General features: G+C 61.5%; 23 protein-coding genes. 12 read left to right on the top strand and 11 right to left on the bottom strand.

The annotated features are described in order from the left end of the window. Positions 1-2: 2 nt before the first annotated feature. Positions 3-1,259, bottom strand: a complete 1,257-nt coding sequence (locus tag Q668_RS06015; protein ID WP_022988718.1) for a glutamate-5-semialdehyde dehydrogenase — start codon at positions 1,257-1,259, stop codon at positions 3-5. 145 nt (positions 1,260-1,404) lie between these two features. Here Q668_RS06015 and Q668_RS06010 point away from each other — a divergent pair, with 145 nt between their 5' ends. The 3 genes from Q668_RS06010 to Q668_RS06000 are packed head-to-tail and all read left to right on the top strand — an operon-like array spanning position 1,405 to position 4,873. Next, on the top strand, positions 1,405-2,421 hold the full coding sequence (locus Q668_RS06010; RefSeq protein ID WP_022988717.1) for a GGDEF domain-containing protein: 1,017 nt from the start codon (positions 1,405-1,407) through the stop codon (positions 2,419-2,421). After that, positions 2,418-3,416 (top strand): GGDEF domain-containing protein, encoded by a 999-nt coding sequence (locus Q668_RS06005; RefSeq protein WP_022988716.1) that lies wholly within the window; start codon positions 2,418-2,420, stop codon positions 3,414-3,416. Before Q668_RS06010 ends, Q668_RS06005 begins: the two co-directional genes overlap by 4 nt. Continuing rightward, complete coding sequence (locus tag Q668_RS06000; protein ID WP_022988715.1) at positions 3,413-4,873, top strand: bifunctional DedA family/phosphatase PAP2 family protein; 1,461 nt, start codon at positions 3,413-3,415, stop codon at positions 4,871-4,873. The genes Q668_RS06005 and Q668_RS06000 overlap by 4 nt, the downstream gene beginning before the upstream one ends. A gap of 6 nt (positions 4,874-4,879) precedes the next feature. Here the strand turns inward: Q668_RS06000 and Q668_RS05995 are convergent, their stop codons facing one another. Further along, on the bottom strand, positions 4,880-5,476 hold the full coding sequence (locus Q668_RS05995) for an LON peptidase substrate-binding domain-containing protein (protein ID WP_081697559.1): 597 nt from the start codon (positions 5,474-5,476) through the stop codon (positions 4,880-4,882). 159 nt (positions 5,477-5,635) lie between these two features. Between Q668_RS05995 and ilvD the strand changes: the two genes are divergently transcribed. Further along, the gene (gene ilvD / locus Q668_RS05990) at positions 5,636-7,471 is read left to right on the top strand and encodes a dihydroxy-acid dehydratase (RefSeq protein WP_022988713.1); all 1,836 of its coding nucleotides are present in this window, start codon (positions 5,636-5,638) and stop codon (positions 7,469-7,471) included. A gap of 85 nt (positions 7,472-7,556) precedes the next feature. On the opposite strand, the gene Q668_RS05985 is transcribed toward ilvD, so the two are convergent. Together Q668_RS05985 and Q668_RS05980 are read right to left on the bottom strand one after the other, a co-directional pair. Beyond that, positions 7,557-7,961, bottom strand: coding sequence for a peptidoglycan-binding domain-containing protein (locus tag Q668_RS05985; RefSeq protein ID WP_022988712.1), 405 nt, complete (start codon positions 7,959-7,961; stop codon positions 7,557-7,559). 94 nt (positions 7,962-8,055) lie between these two features. After that, on the bottom strand, positions 8,056-9,147 hold the full coding sequence (locus Q668_RS05980; RefSeq protein WP_022988711.1) for an AI-2E family transporter: 1,092 nt from the start codon (positions 9,145-9,147) through the stop codon (positions 8,056-8,058). Between the two features lie 132 nt (positions 9,148-9,279). Between Q668_RS05980 and Q668_RS05975 the strand changes: the two genes are divergently transcribed. The 3 genes from Q668_RS05975 (at position 9,280) to Q668_RS05965 (ending at position 10,998) form a co-directional block, all read left to right on the top strand. Further along, entirely contained in the window at positions 9,280-9,630 is a 351-nt protein-coding gene (locus tag Q668_RS05975) for a hypothetical protein (RefSeq protein ID WP_022988710.1), read from the top strand. A 97-nt stretch (positions 9,631-9,727) separates the two neighbouring features. After that, on the top strand, positions 9,728-9,976 hold the full coding sequence (locus tag Q668_RS05970) for a hypothetical protein (RefSeq protein ID WP_022988709.1): 249 nt from the start codon (positions 9,728-9,730) through the stop codon (positions 9,974-9,976). 122 nt (positions 9,977-10,098) lie between these two features. Next, complete coding sequence (locus tag Q668_RS05965) at positions 10,099-10,998, top strand: haloalkane dehalogenase (protein WP_022988708.1); 900 nt, start codon at positions 10,099-10,101, stop codon at positions 10,996-10,998. 14 nt (positions 10,999-11,012) lie between these two features. Here Q668_RS05965 and Q668_RS05960 read toward each other — a convergent pair whose 3' ends face one another. After that, on the bottom strand, positions 11,013-11,801 hold the full coding sequence (locus Q668_RS05960) for an acyl-CoA thioesterase (RefSeq protein ID WP_022988707.1): 789 nt from the start codon (positions 11,799-11,801) through the stop codon (positions 11,013-11,015). A gap of 197 nt (positions 11,802-11,998) precedes the next feature. Here Q668_RS05960 and Q668_RS05955 point away from each other — a divergent pair, with 197 nt between their 5' ends. Continuing rightward, positions 11,999-13,525: a DEAD/DEAH box helicase gene (locus Q668_RS05955; protein ID WP_022988706.1), complete on the top strand. Its 1,527-nt coding sequence runs from the start codon at positions 11,999-12,001 to the stop codon at positions 13,523-13,525. A 19-nt stretch (positions 13,526-13,544) separates the two neighbouring features. Here the strand turns inward: Q668_RS05955 and Q668_RS05950 are convergent, their stop codons facing one another. From Q668_RS05950 to Q668_RS05935, 4 genes are all read right to left on the bottom strand, one after another. Continuing rightward, positions 13,545-14,060 (bottom strand): dihydrofolate reductase, encoded by a 516-nt coding sequence (locus tag Q668_RS05950; RefSeq protein ID WP_036219340.1) that lies wholly within the window; start codon positions 14,058-14,060, stop codon positions 13,545-13,547. Positions 14,061-14,263: 203 nt separating this feature from the next. Next, a complete protein-coding gene (locus Q668_RS05945; protein ID WP_022988704.1) occupies positions 14,264-15,103 on the bottom strand; it encodes a thymidylate synthase in 840 nt (279 codons plus the stop codon). Further along, the gene (gene lgt, locus Q668_RS05940) at positions 15,100-15,888 is read right to left on the bottom strand and encodes a prolipoprotein diacylglyceryl transferase (protein ID WP_022988703.1); all 789 of its coding nucleotides are present in this window, start codon (positions 15,886-15,888) and stop codon (positions 15,100-15,102) included. Before lgt ends, Q668_RS05945 begins: the two co-directional genes overlap by 4 nt. Before the next feature lie 10 nt (positions 15,889-15,898). Beyond that, positions 15,899-16,696, bottom strand: coding sequence for a sulfite exporter TauE/SafE family protein (locus tag Q668_RS05935; RefSeq protein WP_022988702.1), 798 nt, complete (start codon positions 16,694-16,696; stop codon positions 15,899-15,901). A gap of 93 nt (positions 16,697-16,789) precedes the next feature. On the opposite strand from Q668_RS05935, the gene Q668_RS05930 reads away from it, so the two are divergent. The 4 genes from Q668_RS05930 to dxs all read left to right on the top strand — a co-directional run bounded on the left by Q668_RS05930 (position 16,790) and on the right by dxs (position 20,826). Beyond that, positions 16,790-17,563, top strand: a complete 774-nt coding sequence (locus Q668_RS05930; RefSeq protein ID WP_022988701.1) for an NRDE family protein — start codon at positions 16,790-16,792, stop codon at positions 17,561-17,563. A 57-nt stretch (positions 17,564-17,620) separates the two neighbouring features. Further along, entirely contained in the window at positions 17,621-17,878 is a 258-nt protein-coding gene (locus Q668_RS05925; protein WP_022988700.1) for an exodeoxyribonuclease VII small subunit, read from the top strand. After that, entirely contained in the window at positions 17,878-18,774 is an 897-nt protein-coding gene (gene ispA, locus Q668_RS05920; protein WP_022988699.1) for a (2E,6E)-farnesyl diphosphate synthase, read from the top strand. Before Q668_RS05925 ends, ispA begins: the two co-directional genes overlap by 1 nt. Before the next feature lie 120 nt (positions 18,775-18,894). After that, positions 18,895-20,826, top strand: a complete 1,932-nt coding sequence (dxs, locus tag Q668_RS05915) for a 1-deoxy-D-xylulose-5-phosphate synthase (RefSeq protein WP_022988698.1) — start codon at positions 18,895-18,897, stop codon at positions 20,824-20,826. Positions 20,827-20,868: 42 nt separating this feature from the next. Here dxs and ribA read toward each other — a convergent pair whose 3' ends face one another. After that, on the bottom strand, positions 20,869-21,480 hold the full coding sequence (gene ribA, locus Q668_RS05910) for a GTP cyclohydrolase II (protein ID WP_022988697.1): 612 nt from the start codon (positions 21,478-21,480) through the stop codon (positions 20,869-20,871). Positions 21,481-21,532: 52 nt separating this feature from the next. Beyond that, entirely contained in the window at positions 21,533-22,021 is a 489-nt protein-coding gene (moaC, locus tag Q668_RS05905; RefSeq protein ID WP_022988696.1) for a cyclic pyranopterin monophosphate synthase MoaC, read from the bottom strand. Positions 22,022-22,065: the final 44 nt, after the last annotated feature.

The raw sequence follows: 22,065 nt of genomic DNA, 5'->3' as shown, positions 1-22,065 counted from the left end.
CATCAGGCCCGGATGTGGCCGTCGCCGAATACCACATATTTCTGGGAAGTCAGGCCTTCCAGGCCAACCGGGCCACGGGCGTGGATCTTGTCGGTGGAAATGCCGATTTCAGCCCCCAGGCCATATTCGAAACCGTCCGCAAAGCGGGTGGAGGCGTTGACCATCACCGAACTGGAATCCACCTCGGTCAGGAACCGGCGGGCCCGGGTGTAGTTCTCGGTGATGATGCTGTCGGTATGCTGGGAGCTGTACCGGTTGATGTGCTCGATGGCGCCATCCAGGCCGTCGACCACACGCACCGCAAGAATCGGCGCCAGGTACTCTTCGTGCCAGTCGTCCTCGGTGGCGGCACTGATACCTTCAACAATCGCGCAGGTACGGTCACAGCCCCGCAACTCCACACCCTTGGCGGCAAATTCGGCGGCCAGCAGGGGCAGCATATCGTCTGCCACTTCCTGGTCCACCAACAGGGTTTCCATGGTGTTGCAGGTGCCGTAACGGTGGGTCTTGGCGTTGACCGCAACCTTCAAGGCCTTTTCAGGGTCGGCATGGCTGTCGATGTACACGTGGCACACGCCGTCCAGGTGCTTGATCACCGGCACCCGCGCATCGCGGCTGATGCGTTCGATCAGGCCTTTACCACCCCGGGGCACAATCACATCCACGTACTGGGGCATGGTGATCAGCTCGCCCACCGCGGCGCGGTCGGTGGTTTTCACCACCTGCACTGCGGTTTCCGGCAGCCCGGCGGCCGCCAGGCCGGTGGCCAGGCATTCGGCAATCGCCTGGTTGGAATGGATGGCCTCGGAGCCACCACGCAGAATGGTGGCATTGCCGGACTTCAGGCAAAGGCTGGCCGCCTCGACCGTCACATTCGGCCGGGATTCGTAGATGATGCCGATAACGCCCAGCGGAACGCGCATCTTGCCCACCTGGATACCGGAGGGGCGATAGGTCATATCGGTGATTTCGCCCACCGGGTCCGGCAGGGTTGCCACCTGGCGCAGGCCTTCAATCATGGTGTCGATACGGGCCGGCGTCAGCTCAAGGCGGTCCAGCATGGCCTCGTCCAGGCCATTGGCCCGGCCGTTTTCCAGGTCCTTGCGGTTAGCCTCTGCCAGTGCCTGGCGCGCCGCATCCAGTGTTTCCGCTGTTGCCAGCAGGGCCTGGTTGCGCACGGCGGTTGCCGAACGGGCGACTTCTCTTGAGGCGACCCTGGCCTGTTGGCCAAGCTCCGCCATGTAGGCTGCAACATCCATCGATATACCTTTTATTCTGCTAGCTGATTCCAAAACCGGGCGGTTACTTTACCTTTCCCGTTTCAAGTCCGCACCCCAAACGACTATTATACCGCTGCACTGCTTTCAATATTCAATGGATGTGCCAGCGAAGGACAGAGGTTCCATGCCCCAGTCGGCCGAAAAATTCCTGCCCAGCACCCTCACCAAAGCCGGTTGTGCCGCCCTGGCGCTAACCAGCGCCCTGAGTGTGCTGCTTGGCGAACCCCTTGCGGCGGCTTCTGCGGCGGCTGCGGCGGGGTTGTGCCTGGCAGGCAGCCCCCTGAACAATCAACAGGGCAAACTGCCATGGCCACAACTGAGGTATTTTTTCCTCGGCGCCCTGGCCCTGGCGCTTATTGCCGCCCTGTGGCTGGGGCCGTGGTCGCTAAGCCACTGGCTCTATGCCCTGCCGCTGGCCACCTTCGCCCTGCTGCCGGTTTACCTGGCGGCACCGGTGACCCTGGTTCTGCTGGTCCTCGTACTGTCCAGCGCCCAATGGCTGGTCAACCTGCCAGACCGCCACCAGATGGTCAGCGCGTTTGTACTGACCACGCTGTTGGCCGGCATCCTGGTGTTCCTGCGGGAATACAAGTCCCGCCAGCTGGCGCCACTGCGCCGCACCGACGAGCTCACCCAGGCCGCCAGCCGGGAGTACCTGTCGACGGACCTGCACAAGGAAATCCAGCGCAGCGAACGGGAGGGCACCAACCTGTCGGTGATGATGATCGGCCTCGACACCCATCTGAGTGACAGCGACCCGGACGAAGACATCCGCGCCATCCTGCCCAGAATCGGCCGTTACCTGCATTCCCAGTTACGGGACTTCGATACCTACTACCGGGTGGCAGACCTGCAATTCCTGGCGATTCTGCCGGGCGCCAATACCGCCGAAACCGCAAAGAAGGCAGACCTCATCCGCCAGGGACTTGATAAATTGATGGAGTCTCACGGCCTGAAACTCACCGTCAGCACCGGCGTCGCCGGCCTGAACATTGGCGATGATGCCGACAGCCTGCAGCAAAGCGTGGCCAACGCCCTGCGCCGGGCCCAGCAACAGGGTGGCAATCGCACCCAGACCTTCAGCAACCCTCTGCCGTCCGACCTTCCGGGCAAGCAGGACCCGGAGGCCAGCGCTCAATGACCGAAACCCGCCTGCGCACCTGGAGCCACAGCGCCGCCTACAGCCTGACGGCCCTGGTTATTTCTGTCCTGGCGCTGCAGAACCTGCGCTACGGCTTCTACCAGCTGTTTTACCTGGCCCTGGCAATGACCGCCCTGCTGCTGACCGGGCTGGTGTATACCTACTTCTGCCGTCGCCACCAGCTTTCGGCACCGGGCCACCTGATCATCCTGGCCGGCCTGAACAGTGGCCTGGTGGCGGCCGTTCTGACCATGAACGCGCCCGGCATCAGCCACTGGGCCATGCCCCTGCTGGTGCTCAACCTGCTAATCCTGCCCCTTCGGCAGGGGCTGGCGCTGTGCGCCCTGCTACTGCTACCGGTGATTGCCGTGACCTGGCTCGGCAACCCTGTAACCGATGCCGTTATCACCAGTGCGGGGCTGCTGTTGCTGGCCGCCGTCACCGCGCTTTATGTCTGGCACTACGACCACATGACCCAGTCCGCCCAGGACCTGGCCATTACCGACCCGATCACCGGCGCCCACAATGCCCGCTTCCTGGATGAAACCCTGCAAAAGGAAATCAGCCGGGCCATTGCCACCGGCCACCCGCTGTCGGTCATCAGCCTGAGCCTGGACCACCACGACCAGGTCCGCGACCTGCACGGTAAGCGCGGCCTGAACCGCCTGCTCAACCAGATTACCCGGCAACTGTTCGAAACCATCCGGGCGGGAGACTCCCTGTACAGCCTGCAGGATTCCGAGTTTTTCCTGATCCTGCCATTCACCCCGGAAGAAGGCCTGCGGGTCATTGCCGAACGCATCCGCCGCACCATCGCCGAACGGGACTGGCCGGAAACCGGCAAGGTTTCCGTAAGCCTTGGCTGTACTACACGGGGCAATGGCGATACCAGCACCGAGCTGCTTCGCCAGCGGGCAACCAATGCCATGCTGGAAGCCAGGAAACACGGGGCTGATTCCGCATGGTTCACCCCGGGAGAGCCGGTCCGGGCATGACCGGGAGCTGGTTCACTGAGCTGACCACCTGGGTAGCTGGAAACCCGGGCTGGCTGGTGTTCGCCCTGTTTGCCACGGCGCTGATTGAATCCCTGGCTATCGCCGGCATCATCGTGCCTGGCGTGGCTATGTTGTTTGCCTTTGCCGCCCTGGCCGGAAAAACCGGCATTCCCCTGTCCGAAGCCCTGATCTGGGCCGGCCTGGGCGCCGTGGCCGGCGATGTCCTGAGCTTCTCCATCGGCCGGCTACTCAAAGGACGACTCGACGCCGTGTGGCCTTTGAGCCGTTACCCCGGCCTGATTGCCAAGGGAGAAACCTTCTTCCGGGCCCATGGCGGCAAGAGCGTCATCATCGGGCGATTCGTGGGCCCGATACGCCCTATCATTCCCATGGTGGCAGGCGCACTGCACATGCCCTGGCGCACCTTCATTACCTTTAACCTGCTGTCAGCCGTGGGGTGGGCACTGGTGTATATCCTGCCCGGGTTCACCGTAGGCACGGCACTGGCCAGCGAAATCAAGCCGCCACCTCACTTCTACCTGGTGCTCGGAGTCAGCTTTGGGGTACTGCTGGTGGTTTACCTGACCCTGCTGCAAATGCGACTGGGCCTGGGAGAAGGCAGCCGCCCGTACCGGTGGCTGGAAACCACCATGGCCCGCTACGATGCAACCCACCGGTTCTGGCGGCTGTACACCAGCGAGCGGCCGGCCCGCCGTGGCGAATTCCCGCTGCCGTCCCTGATGATGTCCGTTACAGCCCTGGCGCTGTTCCTGATCCTGGCACAGGTGGTGACGGTCAGCAGCAAACTGTATGAACTGAACCAACAGGTGCTGGCCTGGTTTGCCCTGCTGCGCCAGCCGCTGCTGGATTTGCCGATGGTTGCCTTTACCCTGGCCGGAGACCCACCGGTACTCATTGTCGCCGCCGTGCTCGGGTTTCTGGTGCTGGTATTTCGCGGCTACTATGCCGCCGCTATCCACGTGGCCGCAGCCGCCATTTTGGCCAGCGGGAGCATCTGGTTACTGAAAGCCGGCTTCGGCATACCACGGCCCGATACAGTGATGCTCCCGCCATCTTCAGGGGCCTTTCCCAGCGGCCACACTGCCGGGGCCACGGTGCTGGTAACCCTGTGCGCCAGCTTCATTGCGGCGGAAAGCCGGCAACGGCAACGCTGGCAAAGCTACGTGCTGCTGTCACTGCCATTGCTGCCGGTAGCCCTGAGCCGGCTGTATCTGGGGGTACACTGGTTTACCGATGTTCTGGGAGGGTTGTTCCTGGGGTTGGCCATCACCGGGGTTATCCGCGCCAGCTACAGCCGATTTGATCGCGTGCCGCTGAGCCCGGATCCGTTCACCTGGGCAGCGCTGGGCCTGTGGTTGGCATTCACCGCCGTTTACATGGCCAGCCATTGGGACGGTGCCGTTCTGGCCTACTCGCCGCAGCCTGTGGCGCCCTGACCGGCTTCAGGAGCCTTGTTCAAGGATGTCCAGCAGGGCTTGCAATCGGTCCAGGCGTTCGACCGGATCCTGGCACTCCGCCAGCTGCTGCTTCTCGGACTTGTCCAGGGGCAACAGCTCGGTAAGCCGCCAGCCCACCTCACGGGCATCTTCGAAATCGACATCCATGCCCAGATCCTTCACCACCGGATGCCGGAACAGGGCCTGCAGAACCGCCGGCAATTCATAGTGCCGGTCCGGAATATCAACCTGCTGCTCCGGCTCCAACGGCTCGGCGTCCCCCATGTGCAAACCGTCTTCCTGCTGCCAGTTGCGGACTACCCGCACCTTGGTGTCGCCTTCAACGGTGATACCCAGCAAGCCGTTCTCCAGCTGCTGAAAGTCGATAATCCGCACATAGGTGCCCTGATCGTGGAACAGGGCCTTGCGGCCAACCTCGTCGCCATCCTGTAAAAGCACTACCACAAAGCCCTGCTGCTCTTTCAGGCAGCGGGTCAGCATATCTATGTAGCGGGGCTCGAACAGCTGCAGGGGAATACGCCCCTTGGGCAGGATAATGGAATTGAGCGGAAACAGCGGCACGCTGGAAAGTGAGTCAGTCACTGTGGGAATGGCTCTTGGTTGGTTTTATGGAATTCAGCCTGCGGGCTGAAGGTTTATTGTAAACACCGATCCGGAAAACAGCCATGCGAGGGGCACGGAATCTGTTATCCTCTCGGTTTCGCTTAGTCCGTTCAAAATTAAGGGAGAGAGCAGCACACCATGCCCCAGTATCGTTCCCACACCTCAACCGCCGGCCGCAACATGGCTGGAGCCCGTGCGCTCTGGCGCGCCACCGGTATGAAAAATGACGATTTCGGCAAACCGATTATCGCCGTTGCCAACTCGTTCACCCAGTTTGTGCCCGGCCACGTGCACCTGAAAGACCTGGGCCAGCTGGTCTGTCGCGAAATCGAAGCCGCCGGTGGTGTGGCGAAGGAATTCAACACCATCGCCGTAGACGACGGTATCGCCATGGGCCACGACGGCATGCTGTATTCCCTGCCCTCCCGGGAGATCATTGCCGACTCCGTAGAGTACATGGCCAACGCCCACTGTGCCGATGCACTGGTGTGCATTTCCAACTGCGACAAGATCACCCCGGGCATGCTGATGGCCGCGCTGCGCCTGAACATTCCGACGATCTTCGTTTCCGGCGGTCCCATGGAAGCCGGTAAAACCAAGCTGTCCGAGAACAAGCTGGACCTGGTAGATGCCATGGTGATCGCGGCTGATCCGACCGCCACCGACGAGATGGTGGAAGAATACGAACGCAGCGCGTGCCCCACCTGTGGCTCCTGCTCCGGCATGTTCACCGCCAACTCCATGAACTGCCTGACCGAGGCCATCGGCCTGGCCCTTCCGGGCAACGGCTCGCTGCTGGCAACCCATTCCGACCGCGAGCAGCTGTTCCTGAACGCCGGCCGCCAGATTGTGGAAAATGCCAAGCGCTATTACGAGCAGAACGATGCCAGCGTGCTGCCCCGCAGCATTGCCTCCATGGAAGCCTTCCAGAATGCCATGACCATGGACATTGCCATGGGCGGCTCCACCAACACCATCCTGCACCTGCTGGCAGCAGCCCAGGAAGGCCAGGTGGACTTCACCCTGGCCGATATCGACCGGCTGTCCCGCAAGGTACCGCAGCTGTGCAAGGTGGCCCCGAACTCGCCCCTGTACCACATGGAAGATGTGCACCGCGCCGGCGGCATCATGGGCATTCTGGGTGAACTGGAACGCGGCGGCCTGATCAACACCGATCTGCCCACCGTACACAGCAAGACCATGAAAGAAGCCCTGGAAGTGTGGGACATCATGCGCTCCCCCACCGCTGAAGTGGTGGAATTCTATAAGGCCGGCCCGGCCGGCATTCCCACCCAGACCGCATTCAGCCAGAGCACCCGCTGGCCGAGCCTGGACGGTGACCGTGAGAACGGCTGTATCCGTTCTGTCGAAAACGCCTACTCGTCCGAAGGCGGCCTGGCCGTACTGTTCGGCAACATTGCGGTCGACGGCTGCGTGGTAAAAACCGCCGGTGTAGACGAAAGCATCTTCGTATTCGAAGGCAAGGCCAAGGTCTTCGAGAGCCAGGACACGGCCGTGGCCGGTATCCTGAATGACGAAGTGAAGGCAGGCGACGTCGTCATCATTCGCTACGAAGGCCCGAAAGGTGGCCCCGGCATGCAGGAAATGCTCTACCCCACCAGTTACCTGAAATCCAAGGGACTGGGCAAGGAATGCGCCCTGCTGACTGACGGCCGCTTCTCTGGCGGTACTTCGGGCCTGTCCATCGGCCATGCGTCTCCGGAAGCGGCTGCCGGCGGCGCTATCGGCCTGATCGAGGAAGGCGACACCATCCTGATCGACATCCCGAACCGCAGCATCAATGTGCAGGTCAGCAACGACGAGCTGCAGAAGCGCCGCGAAGCGCGGGATGCCAAGGGCTGGAAACCGGAAAACTCCCGTCCCCGAAAGGTGTCGGCGGCCCTGAAGGCCTACGCCCTGCTGGCCACCAGCGCAGATAAAGGCGCGGTCCGGGACCTGTCCAAGCTGGACTGATCCCAACAGGCCTTAAACAAAAAGCCCGCAAGCTGCCAAGCCTGCGGGCTTTTTTATGACATTGGCCAAAGCGGCCGGGCCGGGATTACCAGAGCGACCAGGCTTCGTCTTCGTCATCCTTTTCTTCAGCTTGCTCGGCAGCTTCAGGCTGCGGCTCACTTTCCGGCTTCGCAGCTGCCTGAGCGGGCGCCCCGGATTCGGGAGCAGCCTCTGCAACGACCACCATCCCGAGCGCCTTCTTGGTTTCTTCATTCAGGGTACCGCTGGCTTCCAGCCCCTGATCTTCCTGATATTGGGTTAACTCGTCCCGGGTATGTTCATCCAGTTTGGGGTTCACATTGTTTATATCGTACCCGGCGCCATATAAAGCGTGCTTTAGTGCGACAACATCATTGGCGTGGGACAAAGAGGCAGTGCCAAGGAGCGCAACGGCTCCCGCAGCGAGGACCAGTTTGTGCAATGGATGGCTGGCAGTTTTCGTGGTAAACACCGGCTTACTCCTGATATCGCTTGAATATCTTGTTATTAGGGTAATGCGGCGCCCATCTCCACGGTCGAGGGCATTAACCCGACCCTAGCACAAGCTAACCCTCATCCTTGCTACCTGGTTCACATTCTGGCCGGGAAGCATGCGCCTCTTCGCCGAACTCCCGGATAAAAATCCCCCAGAACGCCATAAACAGCGCTGCCACCAGTGGCCCCATAACAAAGCCATTGATGCCGAACAGCACGATGCCACCGAGGGTGGACAGAAGCACCAGGTAATCCGGCATCTTGGTGTCCCGGCCCACCAGTATCGGGCGCAGCAGGTTGTCGGCCAGGCCGATAACAATGGTGCCAAACGCCGTCAGGATGATGGCCGGGATGATATCGCCAACGGCAGCCAGGTAGACCGCTGCCGGCACCCAGACAATCGCCGCCCCCACGGCCGGCAGCAGCGAGACAATCGCCATCACCACCCCCCACAGCAAGGCGCCGGTAATACCCAGGGCCCAGAAGATCAGCCCCCCGAGCGCACCCTGGATAATGGCAATCAGCAGGTTGCCCTTCACGGTAGCCCGGGTAACCTCGGCAAACTTGGCAAACAGCAGCCGCTCACGCTCATCCCCTAGCGGCAACGCCTTGATCAGCAACTCCACCAGTTTATGGCCGTCCCGCAGCAGGAAAAATGCCATGTAAACCATCAGCGCCAGCCCCAGAAAAAACTGGAAGGTGTTCTGGCCAATGCCGAGGGCCTGCTTGGCCAGGAACTGGCTGCCGCCCAGAATGGCGTTCACCGCGCGATCCCGAAGTTCACCGAAGTTGATGTCAAACTGGGCCAGGAAAGCCTGAATGGCCGGAAAGGACTGGTTCACCTGGTCAATGTATTCCCCGGGCCGGATTTCCCCTTCCTGGATTTTCTGATAGATGCCAACGCCCTCGGCAATCAGGGCGGTCCCGAGAAACAGCACCGGAATCACCACGATAATCATGCAGATCATCAGGGTGATCAGGGCATTAATGTTGGGGCGCTCGCCCAGGCGCCTGACCAGCAGTTGCTGGACCGGGTGAAAAATCAGGGCAATGGCCACGGCCCAGAAAATCGGCCCGAAAAACGGCTTCATCAGCCAGATAAAAGCAAACGACACCCCCACCAGCATGGCCAGAAAGGTCCGTGTCTCGAGTTTTGCGTACATATCAAACATTCCTGAAGCAATGACGTTCCCGGCGAACCGGCTTTCCAGCCCCGCAGACTACCACGAGAGCGTGGCCACTGTAGCCGGATTCACGTTATAGTGGCAGGTTATCGAACAGCAAATAAACAGGCCATGTTGTTGGATCCCGATAGCTTTACCATCGAAACCGCCCTTGAGGCTGCCACCGAACTGCAGAAGGTGCTGGCCGCCCGCACCCATCGCCGGAAAGTGATGGGGCAAGAGGTATTGGTGCCCGGGCAACTCGGCGAAGCCCTGCACCTGCCCCGCACCATCAGCCGGCTGACCAGCAAGCAGTTACGGCAACGGGAAAGAGGGCTGGAAGACTTCCAGGAACTCTGGCCCACGCTTTCCGAGTTCACCCGGCGCAAGGTAACCGACCGGCTGGGCTGGTACGACCCGAAAGACCTGGACTGGGACGACAAACGTTCCAACCGCCGCCCGGTAGTCGATCCTGACGCCTGATACGTATAACTGCTGAACCCGAACTGTGGAACGCCCGCTGGCAGACTTTGAATTGTCACAAAGCGTCCCTATGGTAGGTAGATCAGGAGGATTTCTTATGACTCAACATCAACACTTCAATGCCTTTCTGGCAGAAAGAAGCGCAGTACCCACGCTGCTGTGCGGCCATTGCCGCTCGATCCTGTCCCGGGCCCGGATTTTCCGGAACCAGGGCGACAACCACCAGGACATCTGCTGCGACACCATCGGCCTGTGCTCGGCCGACGACTGCGGTGCCGTCAACTGTTGTGACGAAGCCCTCGCGCAAGTCGACAACCCCGAGCGCCTGTTCGATATTGCGTCCTGATTCAAAGCCGCAACGCTCTGTTACCGAACTCAAACACAGCAACATTCCATCTGCATTATCCTGAAGGCTGAACATTGTCACCGCGACAATCGCGCAACCTATCAGTCAGGACAGTCGATGGCATGCGTATTCTGAGAACTGACGAAGCCCGCTTCGCAGGCCTCCCGGATTACCCTTTTTCCCCCAACTATCTGGATGTCGAACCGGGCCTGCGAATGCACTTCGTGGATGAAGGCCCGAAAAATGCGGCACCGGTAGTGATGCTGCACGGTGAGCCTTCCTGGTCGTACCTGTACCGGCACATGATCCCCGTGGTCGCCGATGCCGGGCACCGGGTACTGGCGCCGGACCTCGTCGGTTTCGGAAAATCGGACAAACCTGTCGACACCGCAGACTACACCTCGGACAACCACGTAAACTGGCTGACCCGGTGGGCCGAAGAGCTGGACCTGTGGAATATCACGCTGGTATGCCAGAACTGGGGCTCACTGCTGGGCTTGCGACTGGCTGCAGAAAACCACCGGCGCTTCAGCCGCATTATTGTCGGTAACGGAATGCTGCCCACCGGAGACTCACCGGTACCGTCTGTTTTTCGCCTGTGGAAAGCCTTTGCCAGCCACAGCCCCTGGTTTCCCGTAGCACGGATCATCCAGCTGGGTACCGAGAGAACCCTGTCCAGCGGCGAACTGGCCGCCTACGAAGCCCCCTTTCCGGACGCCCGCCACAAAGCCGGGGCACGGGCCTTTCCGAAACTGGTGCCCACCTCGCCCTCGGATCCATCCAGCGCCGCCAACCGGGAAGCCTGGCGGATACTGGAAAAATGGCGCAAACCGTTCATTACCTGCTTCAGCAGCAGTGACCCGATTACCCGGGGCGGAGACCGGCTGATGCAGCGCCGCATTCCCGGCGCTTTCGGCCAGCCCCACATTACCCTCAGTGGCGGTCACTTCCTGCAGGAAGATTCACCCCGCCAGTTTGCCCGGGTGATACTGGACGCACTGAAGGCCGAGATGGCCGCCTGACGCCCGTTCCAGGCTTATCCGAACACAGTAACCGTTTGCCGGCTCAGCGCCACCAGCTCACCGCTGGAAGTCCAGATACCGGCATGGGTGTGGCCGTAGCCCGCCCCGGCCTGGTCAATGGTGGCCCGGTACAGCAGCCAGTCACCGGGCTCGATCACCGGCCGGGGATGCACAATTTCCAGTGCCCAGCTCAGGGAACTGGCCGGCACACGATCTTTCAGGTGCGGCAGTACCGCCGGCGGCCAGGCATCTACCAGCGCAACAATATGGGCATCAGTGAACACTTCCGGAGTTTCCCGGAACTGCATCCAGCCGCCCATTTCACGGCCACCCTTACCGGAAAACGGCAAATTGCCGAACGCCCAGCGCATCTCGATGTGCTGGGTGAACTCCGGAGTCATACCCTTGATGTAGGGCAGCCCCTGACACTGGTCGACCGGCCTGGCTTCGGGCGCCGGAAGCGGCTCCACCTGAATGGCCGATTCCCGGTCTCCGCCGAAGCTGGCCAGGCAGACCAGGCGAGGTTCGCCATTCTGCAGAATCCGCCCCTGTACTTGCGAAACGGCCTTGCCTTCGCGCAAAAGTTCGGCCTCAAACTGCGCCGGCACGCCGGGCTCCACCGGCCCGACAAAAGATACCTGCAGGGCCCTCATAGCCCGGCCTTCCGCCACCTTTGCTGCCATCACATCAAATGCGAGAGCCGCAACCAGGCCGCCAAACGTGGCGCGCCCCTGAGCCCAGTCAGAAGGAAGGGTCACTGTGCCATCCTGGCGTACTTCGGCCAGCAGCTGATCAAAGGTCATAGGCTTATTTTCCAGTTGGTTAGTATGCAAACCTCATAGACTGCACCAATCGCAACACGCCCGCAATAACCTTGCCCCGGCAACTACCTACCACCAAACCGGCATTATTCATATTAAAGCAGCGACAAAACGACTATAATGTTTCAAAATCACGCACTGCCCTGCGGTGCAATACCCTCCGAATACCGAGTACATTCATGTCAGAATTGTCTTTTGCCGAACTGGGGCTGGATCCAGCTGTACTGGAAGCCGTTTCCGCTGTTGGCTATGAAACTCCGTCACCCATCCAGGCGCAATCCATCCCTGCCCTCCTGGCCGGTAACCACCTGTTGGGCGTTGCCCAGACCGGTACCGGCAAGACCGCAGCCTTTGCCCTGCCGCTGCTGAGCCGCATCGACGCCAACATTGCTGAACCCCAGATCCTGGTACTGGCTCCGACACGAGAGCTGGCCATCCAGGTGGCAGAGGCCTTCACGACCTACGCCAGCAAGTTCCGCAACTTCCATGTACTGCCCATTTACGGCGGCCAGGACTTTGCTCCGCAGATTCGCGGCCTCAAGCGTGGCGCCCAGGTTATTGTGGGCACCCCGGGCCGGATGCTCGACCACCTGCGCAAAGGCACCCTGAAACTGGGCAGCCTGAAGGCACTGGTGCTGGATGAAGCCGACGAAATGCTGCGCATGGGCTTTATCGATGACGTAGAAGCGATTCTGTCGAAAACCCCGGATACCTGTCAGCGCGCCCTGTTCTCGGCCACCATGCCGCCGCAGATCAAGAAAGTTGCGCAGACCTACCTGAAGAACGCGACTGAAGTAAAAATCGAGAGCGAGACCCGCACGGTTGAGCGCATCTCCCAGTTCGTTCTGCCGGTGTACGCCGAGCGCAAGCTGGATGCCCTGACCCGCATCCTGGAAGTGGAGCCGTTCGACGCCTCCATTATCTTTGTGCGCACCAAGGCTGAAACCACCCTGCTGGCTGAAAAGCTGTCAGCCCGTGGCCACGCTGTGGCACCCCTGAGCGGTGACCTGAACCAGCGCCAGCGCGAGCAGACCGTTGAAGATCTCAAGCGTGGCAAGAAAGACATCATCATTGCCACCGACGTAGCGGCTCGCGGCCTGGACGTGCCCCGGATTACCCACGTCATCAACTACGATGTGCCCTACGACACTGAAGCGTATATTCACCGTGTTGGTCGTACCGGTCGTGCCGGCCGTACCGGCAAGGCTATCCTGCTGGTCACTCCGCGTGAGCGCAGCTGGCTGCGTACTCTGGAGCGGGCCACCAACTCTCCGATGGAACCGTACCAGCTGCCGTCACCGGCTGCCCTGCAGAAAATGCGGGTAGAACAGTTTGAAGAGCAGCTGCTGGGCTTCACCAACGATCCCCGTTCTGGCAAGGCTATCGCCCTGCTGGACGAGATTGCCGAGCGTAACGACATGGACATGGCGGCCGTAGCCGGCGCCCTGGCCTGCCTGCTGGAAGCCTCCCAGCCGGATTCCCTGCCGCTGGAGCAGCCGGAAGCCCTGCCGGAGATTTCTGCCGCACCCCGCCGTGATCGCAAAGGCCCGCCTCCGGGCAAAGGTGGTTTCCGTAAGGGTGCCCCGGGCAAGAAGTTCAGTAAGGATGGCAAGCCGGGCTTCCGCAAGAGCGGCCCGAAAGCTGGCAAACCCGCCGGCAAGGGCGGCAAGCCCGCAGCCAAGGGCCCCAAGCGCGCCCCGCGCTGAGGCCTGTTCAGCTAGCCGGTCAAGCTGACCGGCTACGCTGGTAGACTACGAAACTGTAGTCGTAAGGATTGTTGTCTGACGCGGAGAAGTCTTCGCGTCCGATTTCTTCCCACTCGTCCCAGTTCACTTCCGGAAAATACGCATCTCCGTCTACCTCGGCGTGCACCTGGGTGATGTACATCCGGTCGACCATTGGCAGGGCTTCAGCGTAGATCTGACCGCCGCCGATGATCATTACTTCGTCTCCGCCTTCCAGCTCAGCCTGCGCTTCCGCTTTGACCAGTGCCGCTTCCAGTGATGACGCAGCAACGGTGCCTGCGGGTGCCTGCCAGTCTGCGTTCCGGGAAATCACCACGTTCATCCGTCCGGGCAGTGGCCGGCCGATAGAATCCCAGGTTTTCCGCCCCATGATGATGGGCTTACCCATGGTAGCCTGCTTGAAGTACTTCAAATCCCCCGGCAGATACCAGGGGAGCTGGTTGTTCCTCCCGATGACCCGATTTCTGGCCATAGCGACTATCAGTGCCTTTCTCACGTTTCTGTACCTCTCTTACTTGTGCCTTGCCGCCCGTTACCGCCTGCTTCGGAGTGCGGGGGATTGGGGACGGCTTGCCAAAAACCGCTCCTTACGGCACATCCATGTGGCGCTTCTGCTCCGCCATCCATGGCTCCGCACATTTTTGGCAAGCCGTCCCCAACCCCCCGCGCTCCAACTTTGGCGTACGCCGTCTTTGGATCTCAGATAGCTATCGGCGCTTTTATACCCGGGTGTGGGTCATAGCCCTCGAATTCGAAATCCTCCAGTTCGTAATCAAAGATGGATTCCGGCTTGCGCTTAATGATCAGTTTGGGCAGCGGCCTCGGCTCGCGTTTCAGTTGTTCGAACACGATGTCGTCGGTCAGGTGGTTGCTGTACAGGTGGCAGTCACCGAAGGTGTGGACGAATTCTCCCACTTCCAGATCACATTGCTGGGCGATCATGTGGGTCAGCAGCGCGTAGCTGGCGATGTTGAACGGAACACCGAGGAACAGGTCAGCGCTGCGCTGGTAAAGCTGACAAGACAGCTTGCCGTCGGCCACGTAGAACTGGAACAGGCAGTGGCAAGGCGCCAGTGCCATGCGGCCTTCACGCACGTTGTCCTGAGGGCTAACGGACTCGTCCGGCAATTCTGCCGGGTTCCAGGCGGAGACGATCAGGCGCCGGGAGTTGGGTTTGGTGCGGATCTGGTCGATGACTTCGCTGATCTGGTCGATGACGCGGCCGTCGTGGCATTGCCAGCTGCGCCATTGTTTACCGTAGATGGGGCCCAGGTCGCCGTTTTCGAGGGCCCATTCGTTCCAGATGCTGACTTTGCGTTCCGCCAGCCAGGTGTTGTCGGTGGAGCCTTTCAGGAACCACAGTAATTCGTAGATGATGCTGCGCAGGTGCACTTTCTTGGTGGTGACCAGCGGGAAGCCGTCCTGCAGGTTGAAGCGGATTTGCCGGCCGAATACCGAGCGGGTACCTACGCCGGTGCGGTCGCCTTTGTCGAATCCGTTGTCGACTACGTCTTGCATCAGGTCGAGGTAGGCTTTCATTGGGCGTTTCTCCGGTAAGCAAGGATCATCAGGGCGGCGCCGGCGGCGATCATGGGGGTGGAGAGCACCTGCCCCATGGTGAGCCAGTCAAAGGCCAGGTAGCCCAGTTGCGGGTCTGGCTGGCGCACGAATTCGGTCAGGAAGCGGAAGCTGCCGTAGCCCACCAGGAACAGGCCGGAGACGGCCATTTTCGGGCGGGGTTTTGAGGAGAACCACCACAGCAACGCGAACAGCACCACGCCTTCCAGGGCGAACTGGTAGAGCTGGGACGGGTGCCGCGCCAGGCTGTCCGGTGCCTGGGGGAAAACCATACCCCAGGACACGTCGGTGGGCTTGCCCCAGAGTTCGCCGTTGATGAAGTTGCCGATGCGCCCGGCACCCAGCCCCACCGGCACCAGGGGTGCCACGAAGTCGGCGATTTTCCAGAAGCCGGCCCCGGTTTTGCGGCCGAACCACCACATAGCCAGCATCACGCCCAGCAATCCGCCGTGGAACGACATGCCGCCTTCCCAGACCCTGAGCAGCCACAGCGGGTCTGCCAGGAAGGTGTCGAAGTTGTAGAACACCACGTAGCCGAAGCGGCCACCGAGGATGACCCCTAGCGCCAGGTAGAACAGCATGTCGCCCACCTGTTCTTCGTGCAGGGGCGACCAGGGCTTGCGGGTGCGCAGGCGGCCCAGCCACCAGCCGGCGGCGAAGCCGAGCAGGTAGGTCAGGCCATACCAGTGAATTTTCAGTGGGCCGATGGCGATGGCCACCGGGTCAAATTGCGGGTGTTGCAGCATGGAATGTCTCTCAGCTCAGCAGGAATCGGAGGCCGACGATGATCAGGACGATGGCGAAGATTCGCTTCAGCAGGCGGCCGTCGAGTTTGTGCGCCAGCTTTGCGCCGATGCGGGCAAAGAACACGCTGGTAACCACAATACCGATCAGGGCCGGCAAATATATGAAGCCAAGACTCATTTCCGGCAAACCCGGGTGTCCCCAGCCGGTCCAGATGTTGGCAGTGGCTCCGGCCAGGGCGATGGGCAGGCCAAGGGCGGCGGAGGTTCCCACTGCCTGCTGCATTTTCACGTTACACCAGGTCAGGTAAGGCACCGATATGGTGCCGCCGCCAATCCCGAAAATGGCGGAGGCCCAGCCGATAAAGCCGCCGGCTACGCCAAGGCCGGTTGTTCCCGGCACATCCCGGCCCGGTTTGGGGTTCACTTCCAGGATCATTTTCAGGGCCACCAGGATAGCGAAGGCACCGATAATGGTTTCCAGGGCCGGCCCGCTCAGCAATGACGCCGTCCAGGCCCCGACCACTGCACCGCCGACGATACCAACCGTCAGGGGCCGGAACAGTTCCCAGCGCACCGCCTGGTGCTGGTGGTGGGTTCGGATGGAGCTGATCGAGGTGAACACGATGGTGGCCAGGGACGTGCCGATGGCCAGATGCGCAGCGATTTCAGGGCTCACGCCCACAAAACCGAAGCTGAAGATCAGCACAGGCACGATCACCAGGCCGCCACCAATGCCGAACAGGCCCGCCATGGTGCCGGCCAGGGCGCCGAGCAGCAGGTACAGAATAAATACGCCGAACAGGGTCATGAGTCTCAAGGGTCCCGGTAGGATTTCAGGCTGGTATGATACGCATAGTTGACTGTATCTGCAGCCTCCCGAACCAAAGGAAACGCCTGAACCATGTGCCTGATTGCCTTCGCCGTTGGCCAGAATCCCCGCTTCCCGCTGGTGGTGGCGGCCAACCGGGATGAATTTTTCCGGCGCCCCACTGCCGGCATGGATTGGTGGCAGGATTCCCGCGGGCAAAAAGTGCTGGCAGGCAGGGACCTGGAATCCGGCGGTACCTGGCTGGCTATCTCTCCGGACGGCCAGGTGGCTGCGGTTACCAACGTGCGCGAAGGCAGTACCGAAAGCGGTCGCCACAGCCGGGGTGAGCTTCCACTGCTGGCACTGGCCCGGCCACGGGAGGAATTGCAACACCAGCTGAATTCCGAACCCGGCCGCTACGCCGGGTTTAACCTGGTGTCGCTGGCCGGCTCCGGCGGCTGGTATTACAGTAACCGGGACGCCCATCCCGGCCGGCAGGTATTCCGGGGCATGTACGGCCTGAGCAATCACCTGTTGCAGACGCCCTGGCCGAAGCTGCTGCGCCTGCGCACCGCCGTGGGCCACTGTGTCGAGCAGGCCGGCGGCGATGCCGGCGCACTCCATCAGCAACTGATTCCCCTGCTGCAGGACAACAGCCCGGCCCCGGACCACGAACTGCCGGATACCGGCGTGGGCATCGAAACCGAGCGGTTTCTGTCGGCGCCCTTCGTTACCGGTGAGCACTATGGCACCCGGGCTACCACGGTGGTGACGGTCTCCCGGGAAGGCGAAATCCACGTAACGGAACAATCCTGGGGGCCGTTCGGCGCCGCCCTTGAGCGACGTCAGTTCAGCTGGCAGCGGTAGCCCGGGGACTCTGATATAATCCGCCCAATTTCTGACACACCGGACCCGGAGGGCCCCATGGCCGGCGAGAGCAACAACAGCACATCCATTGCCGACTTTGAAAAATCCCTGGACGAACTGGAAAAGCTGGTTCGCGACCTGGAGCAAGGCGAGCTGTCGCTGGAGCAGTCCCTGGCCGCGTTCGAGCGGGGCGTCAAACTCACCCGGGAATGCCAGAGCGCCCTGAAATCCGCCGAGCAACGGGTGGAACAACTCGTCCAGAACAGCGATGGTTCGCTGGAAACCCGGCCCTTTTCCGCGGATGACAGCAACTGATGACCGACAGCACTTCCCCGGCCCTCGCCTACCTGGAACACTGCCGCACCCGTATTGACCACGAACTCGCCCAGGGCATCCAGCAGGCCTCGGTGTCAGACCGCCTGCAGGAAGCCATGCGCTACAGCGTGCTGGGAGGCGGCAAACGGATTCGCCCGGCGCTGTGCCTGGCCGCCGCCAGGGCAGTGGGTAGCCCGGAAGATGCCGCCGTGGCACCGGCCTGTTCACTGGAACTGATCCACGCCTATTCGCTGGTGCACGACGACCTGCCCGCCATGGATGACGACGACCTGCGCCGGGGCCGGCCTACAGCCCATATTGCCTTCGACGAAGCTACCGCGATCCTGGCCGGCGATGCCCTGCAGACCCTGGCGTTCACGCTGCTCGCTGATGCCCCGCAACTGTCCGATACCCAGCGGGTTCGCATGATTGCCGAGCTGGCCCGGGCCAGTGGCCATCAGGGCATGGTGGGTGGCCAGGCCATTGACCTGGAATCGGTCGGCCTTGCGCTGAACATCGAACAGCTGGAAACCATGCACCGGCACAAGACCGGCGCGCTGATTGAAGCCAGCGTGCGACTGGGCGCCCTGACCGCTCCGGGGGTCAGCGAGCAGCAACTGAGTGCCTTGTCGGATTACGCCAGCGCCCTTGGCCTGGCATTCCAGGTGCAGGACGACCTGCTGGACATCGAGGGCGACACTGAAATCATCGGCAAGCGCCAGGGCTCCGACGCCGCCAAGGCCAAGCCCACCTACCCGGCCCTGCTGGGGCTGGATGGTGCCCGGGAGCGGCTCGGTGCATTGCTGCTCCAATCCAAGCAGGCGCTGGACGGGTTTGGCGAAGAAGCCGCTCCGTTGCGGGCCATGGCAGACTATGTGGTCAGCCGGAACCACTGACCGGATTATCGCCGCAACATACCTTTTTGTAACAACTGGCCTGGGAAGTATGAAACAGCCTGTCCTGTTCCCTTATAATGCCCGCCAGAGAATTCATCTTTCCGACAAAGACCCGAGCTGATGCAGGACACATATATTTTCAGGGAAATCCCGTCACAGCGGCCCAACACTCCGCTACTGGACCGGATTGAAGTTCCGGCCCAGCTGCGTGAACTTCCGCCGGAAGATCTGCCCCAACTGGCCCGGGAGCTGCGAGCATTCCTGCTCTGGTCGGTGGGCCAGACCGGTGGGCATTTCGGTGCCGGCCTGGGGGTTCTGGAACTGACCCTGGCTCTGCATTTTGTCTTCAACACGCCTGAAGACCGGCTGGTATGGGATGTGGGCCACCAGGCCTACCCCCACAAGATCCTGACCGGCCGCCGCGAGCAGATGGGCAGCATCCGCCGCAAGGATGGCCTGGCCGGGTTCCCGAAGCGGGCCGAAAGTGAATACGACACCTTCGGTGTGGGCCACTCCAGCACGTCTATCAGTGCCGCCCTGGGCATGGCCATTGCCGCCCGCATGCAAAACACCGGGCGTAAGAGCATTGCCGTGATCGGCGATGGCGCCATGACCGCAGGCATGGCCTTCGAGGCCCTGAACCACGCAGGCCACCTGCATGCCGACATGCTGGTAATCCTGAACGACAACGACATGTCCATCTCCCGCAACGTGGGTGGCCTGTCCAACTACTTTGCCAAGCTGCTGGCCAGCCGTACCTACAACCAGGTTCGCGACAGCAGCAAGAAAGTGCTTAAGGGCACGCCACACCTGATGGCGCTGGCGAAGAAGACCGAAGAGCACTTCAAGGGCATGATCGCACCTGGCACCCTGTTTGAAGAGCTGGGCTTCAACTACATCGGCCCCATCGATGGCCATGACCTGCCGCTGCTGGTGGAAACGCTGGAAAATATCCGCGAGCTGGAAGGCCCGCAGTTCCTGCACGTGGTGACCACCAAGGGTAAGGGCTTTGCCCCGGCCGAGGCCGATCCGATCGGCTACCACGCCATCAACAAGATCGAACCGGTGCCGGCCAGCAAACCGGAGCCGGTAAAACCCGCCTCCCCCAAACCCAAGTACGCCAACGTCTTCGGCCAGTGGCTGTGTGATGCGGCAGAACAGGACGAGCGGGTTGTCGGCATTACCCCGGCCATGTGTGAAGGGTCAGACCTGCTGGCCTTCTCCGAACGCTTCCCGGAGCGCTATTTCGATGTGGCCATTGCCGAACAGCACGCCGTAACCCTGGCGGCCGGTATGGCCTGTGATGGCGCCAAGCCGGTGGTGGCCATTTACTCCACCTTCCTGCAGCGGGGCTACGATCAGCTGGTGCACGATGTGGCCATCCAGAACCTGGATGTGCTGTTTGCCATCGACCGGGCAGGCCTGGTGGGCGAAGACGGCCCCACCCACGCCGGCGCCTTCGATATCAGCTACCTGCGCTGCATCCCGAACATGGTGATCATGACGCCGTCGGATGAAAACGAAACCCGCCAGCTGCTGCACACCGGCCTGGAATTCCAGGGCCCGGCAGCGGTGCGTTATCCCCGGGGCACCGGCCCGGGCGCCGACATCCAGCAACAGCTGCAGGCGCTGCCCATCGGCAAGGGCCGTCGGGTTCGGGACGGCAGCCGGGTGGCCATTCTCAATTTCGGCACCCTGCTGACACCGGCACTGGAAGCGGCCGAAGCCCTGGATGCCACCGTGGCCGACATGCGCTTTGTGAAACCGCTGGACGAAGCCCTGGTGCTGGAACTGGCCGAACAGCATGACCTGCTGGTGACCCTGGAAGAGAACGTGGTAGCCGGTGGTGCCGGCAGTGCGGTGACCGAATTCCTGAACGCCAGCCTGGTTACCATGCCGGTGCTGCAGCTGGGTCTACCTGATCGGTTCGTGGAGCACGGCAAGCACGAGCAACTGCTGGAAGAGTGCGGACTGAATGCCGCAGGCATTCGCGAGGCCATCGCCCGGCGCCTGGAGCAACTGGGTTACCCGGGGCTGACCGCCGCCAAGTAACCGATACGCGGGCAACCCGGGTTGCCCGCAGCAATCAATTATTCAGGCCAGGTCGTCGTCCTGGTGGGTCTCAAGCCAGTGGCCCAGCTTGCTTTGCTTGGTATTCAGGTAATGCTCGTTATGGGGGTTACGGCCCACATGCAAAGGCACCCGCTCGGCAATCCGGATGCCGTAAGATTCCAGCGCCTTCACTTTCCGCGGATTATTGGTCATCAGCCTCAGGCTGGTAATGCCCAGATGCTCCAGCATGTCTTTGCACATGCTGTAATCCCTCAGGTCTGCCCCGAAGCCCAGCCGCTCGTTCGCCTCGACCGTATCTGCGCCCTCATCCTGCAACCGGTAGGCCCGGATCTTGTTCAGCAGGCCGATACCCCGGCCTTCCTGACGCAGGTACAACAGAATGCCACGGCCTTCCCGGGCAATACTGCGCAGCGCTTCTTCCAGCTGGTAGCCGCAATCACAGCGCATGCTGTACAGGGCGTCACCGGTCAGACACTCCGAGTGGGTACGGGCCAGCAGTGGCTCGTCTGAGCTGATATCACCCAACGTCAGCGCTACATGCTCCTTGCCGGTATCCGGCTCTTCAAAGCCGTGCATGTCGAAAACACCGAACGGGGTGGGCAAACGGCAGGTCTCAATGTAACGAACAGCCACTGTAATTCCTCGTGGTTCTGACAAATGGGGCGGGCATTCTATCACGGTGGTACTAGGCCGGCGTAGTGCCGGCAACCCAGTGACCGGAACGACCACCTTTTTTCTCCAGCAAACGGACGTTATCAACCACCATACCCTTGTCCACCGCCTTGCACATATCGTACAGGGTGAGGGCCGCGATGCTGGCTGCCGTCAGTGCTTCCATCTCGACACCGGTCTGGCCGGAGAGCTTGCATCGGGTCAGGATATGGACCGAGGCGCCATCTTCCCCCGGGGTCAGCTCCACCTTCACCGAGGTAAGGTTCAGGGCATGGCAAAGGGGAATCAGGTCGTGGGTCCTCTTGGCTGCCATAATGCCGGCAATTCGCGCAGTGGCCAGTACGTCACCCTTCGGATGCTCGCCATCCACGATCATACGCAGGGTTTCCGGCTGCATGCGGATGGTCGCCTCGGCCCGGGCCTCGCGCTCGGTAACAGCCTTGTCGGTTACATCGACCATCCGGGCTTCGCCTTTATCATCAAGATGCGTCAGCTTGCTCACGATTGTTTCAGCCTCAGTAATTCAATGGGTTATTTCAGCAAGGC

It is taken from the genome of Marinobacter sp. ES-1 (assembly GCF_000475255.1).
GTDB classification, from domain to species: domain Bacteria; phylum Pseudomonadota; class Gammaproteobacteria; order Pseudomonadales; family Oleiphilaceae; genus Marinobacter; species Marinobacter vinifirmus.
This window is presented reverse-complemented; position numbering and strand designations above follow the sequence as displayed.

Coding starts and splice junctions, on each gene's coding strand:
- Q668_RS06015 (WP_022988718.1), bottom strand. CDS start 1,259: ATGGATGTTGCAGCCTACATGGCGGAGCTTGGCCAACAGGCCAGGGTC.
- Q668_RS06010 (WP_022988717.1), top strand. CDS start 1,405: ATGCCCCAGTCGGCCGAAAAATTCCTGCCCAGCACCCTCACCAAAGCC.
- Q668_RS06005 (WP_022988716.1), top strand. CDS start 2,418: ATGACCGAAACCCGCCTGCGCACCTGGAGCCACAGCGCCGCCTACAGC.
- Q668_RS06000 (WP_022988715.1), top strand. CDS start 3,413: ATGACCGGGAGCTGGTTCACTGAGCTGACCACCTGGGTAGCTGGAAAC.
- ilvD (WP_022988713.1), top strand. CDS start 5,636: ATGCCCCAGTATCGTTCCCACACCTCAACCGCCGGCCGCAACATGGCT.
- Q668_RS05980 (WP_022988711.1), bottom strand. CDS start 9,147: ATGTACGCAAAACTCGAGACACGGACCTTTCTGGCCATGCTGGTGGGG.
- Q668_RS05975 (WP_022988710.1), top strand. CDS start 9,280: ATGTTGTTGGATCCCGATAGCTTTACCATCGAAACCGCCCTTGAGGCT.
- Q668_RS05970 (WP_022988709.1), top strand. CDS start 9,728: ATGACTCAACATCAACACTTCAATGCCTTTCTGGCAGAAAGAAGCGCA.
- Q668_RS05965 (WP_022988708.1), top strand. CDS start 10,099: ATGCGTATTCTGAGAACTGACGAAGCCCGCTTCGCAGGCCTCCCGGAT.
- Q668_RS05960 (WP_022988707.1), bottom strand. CDS start 11,801: ATGACCTTTGATCAGCTGCTGGCCGAAGTACGCCAGGATGGCACAGTG.
- Q668_RS05955 (WP_022988706.1), top strand. CDS start 11,999: ATGTCAGAATTGTCTTTTGCCGAACTGGGGCTGGATCCAGCTGTACTG.
- Q668_RS05945 (WP_022988704.1), bottom strand. CDS start 15,103: ATGAAAGCCTACCTCGACCTGATGCAAGACGTAGTCGACAACGGATTC.
- lgt (WP_022988703.1), bottom strand. CDS start 15,888: ATGCTGCAACACCCGCAATTTGACCCGGTGGCCATCGCCATCGGCCCA.
- Q668_RS05935 (WP_022988702.1), bottom strand. CDS start 16,696: ATGACCCTGTTCGGCGTATTTATTCTGTACCTGCTGCTCGGCGCCCTG.
- Q668_RS05930 (WP_022988701.1), top strand. CDS start 16,790: ATGTGCCTGATTGCCTTCGCCGTTGGCCAGAATCCCCGCTTCCCGCTG.
- Q668_RS05925 (WP_022988700.1), top strand. CDS start 17,621: ATGGCCGGCGAGAGCAACAACAGCACATCCATTGCCGACTTTGAAAAA.
- ispA (WP_022988699.1), top strand. CDS start 17,878: ATGACCGACAGCACTTCCCCGGCCCTCGCCTACCTGGAACACTGCCGC.
- dxs (WP_022988698.1), top strand. CDS start 18,895: ATGCAGGACACATATATTTTCAGGGAAATCCCGTCACAGCGGCCCAAC.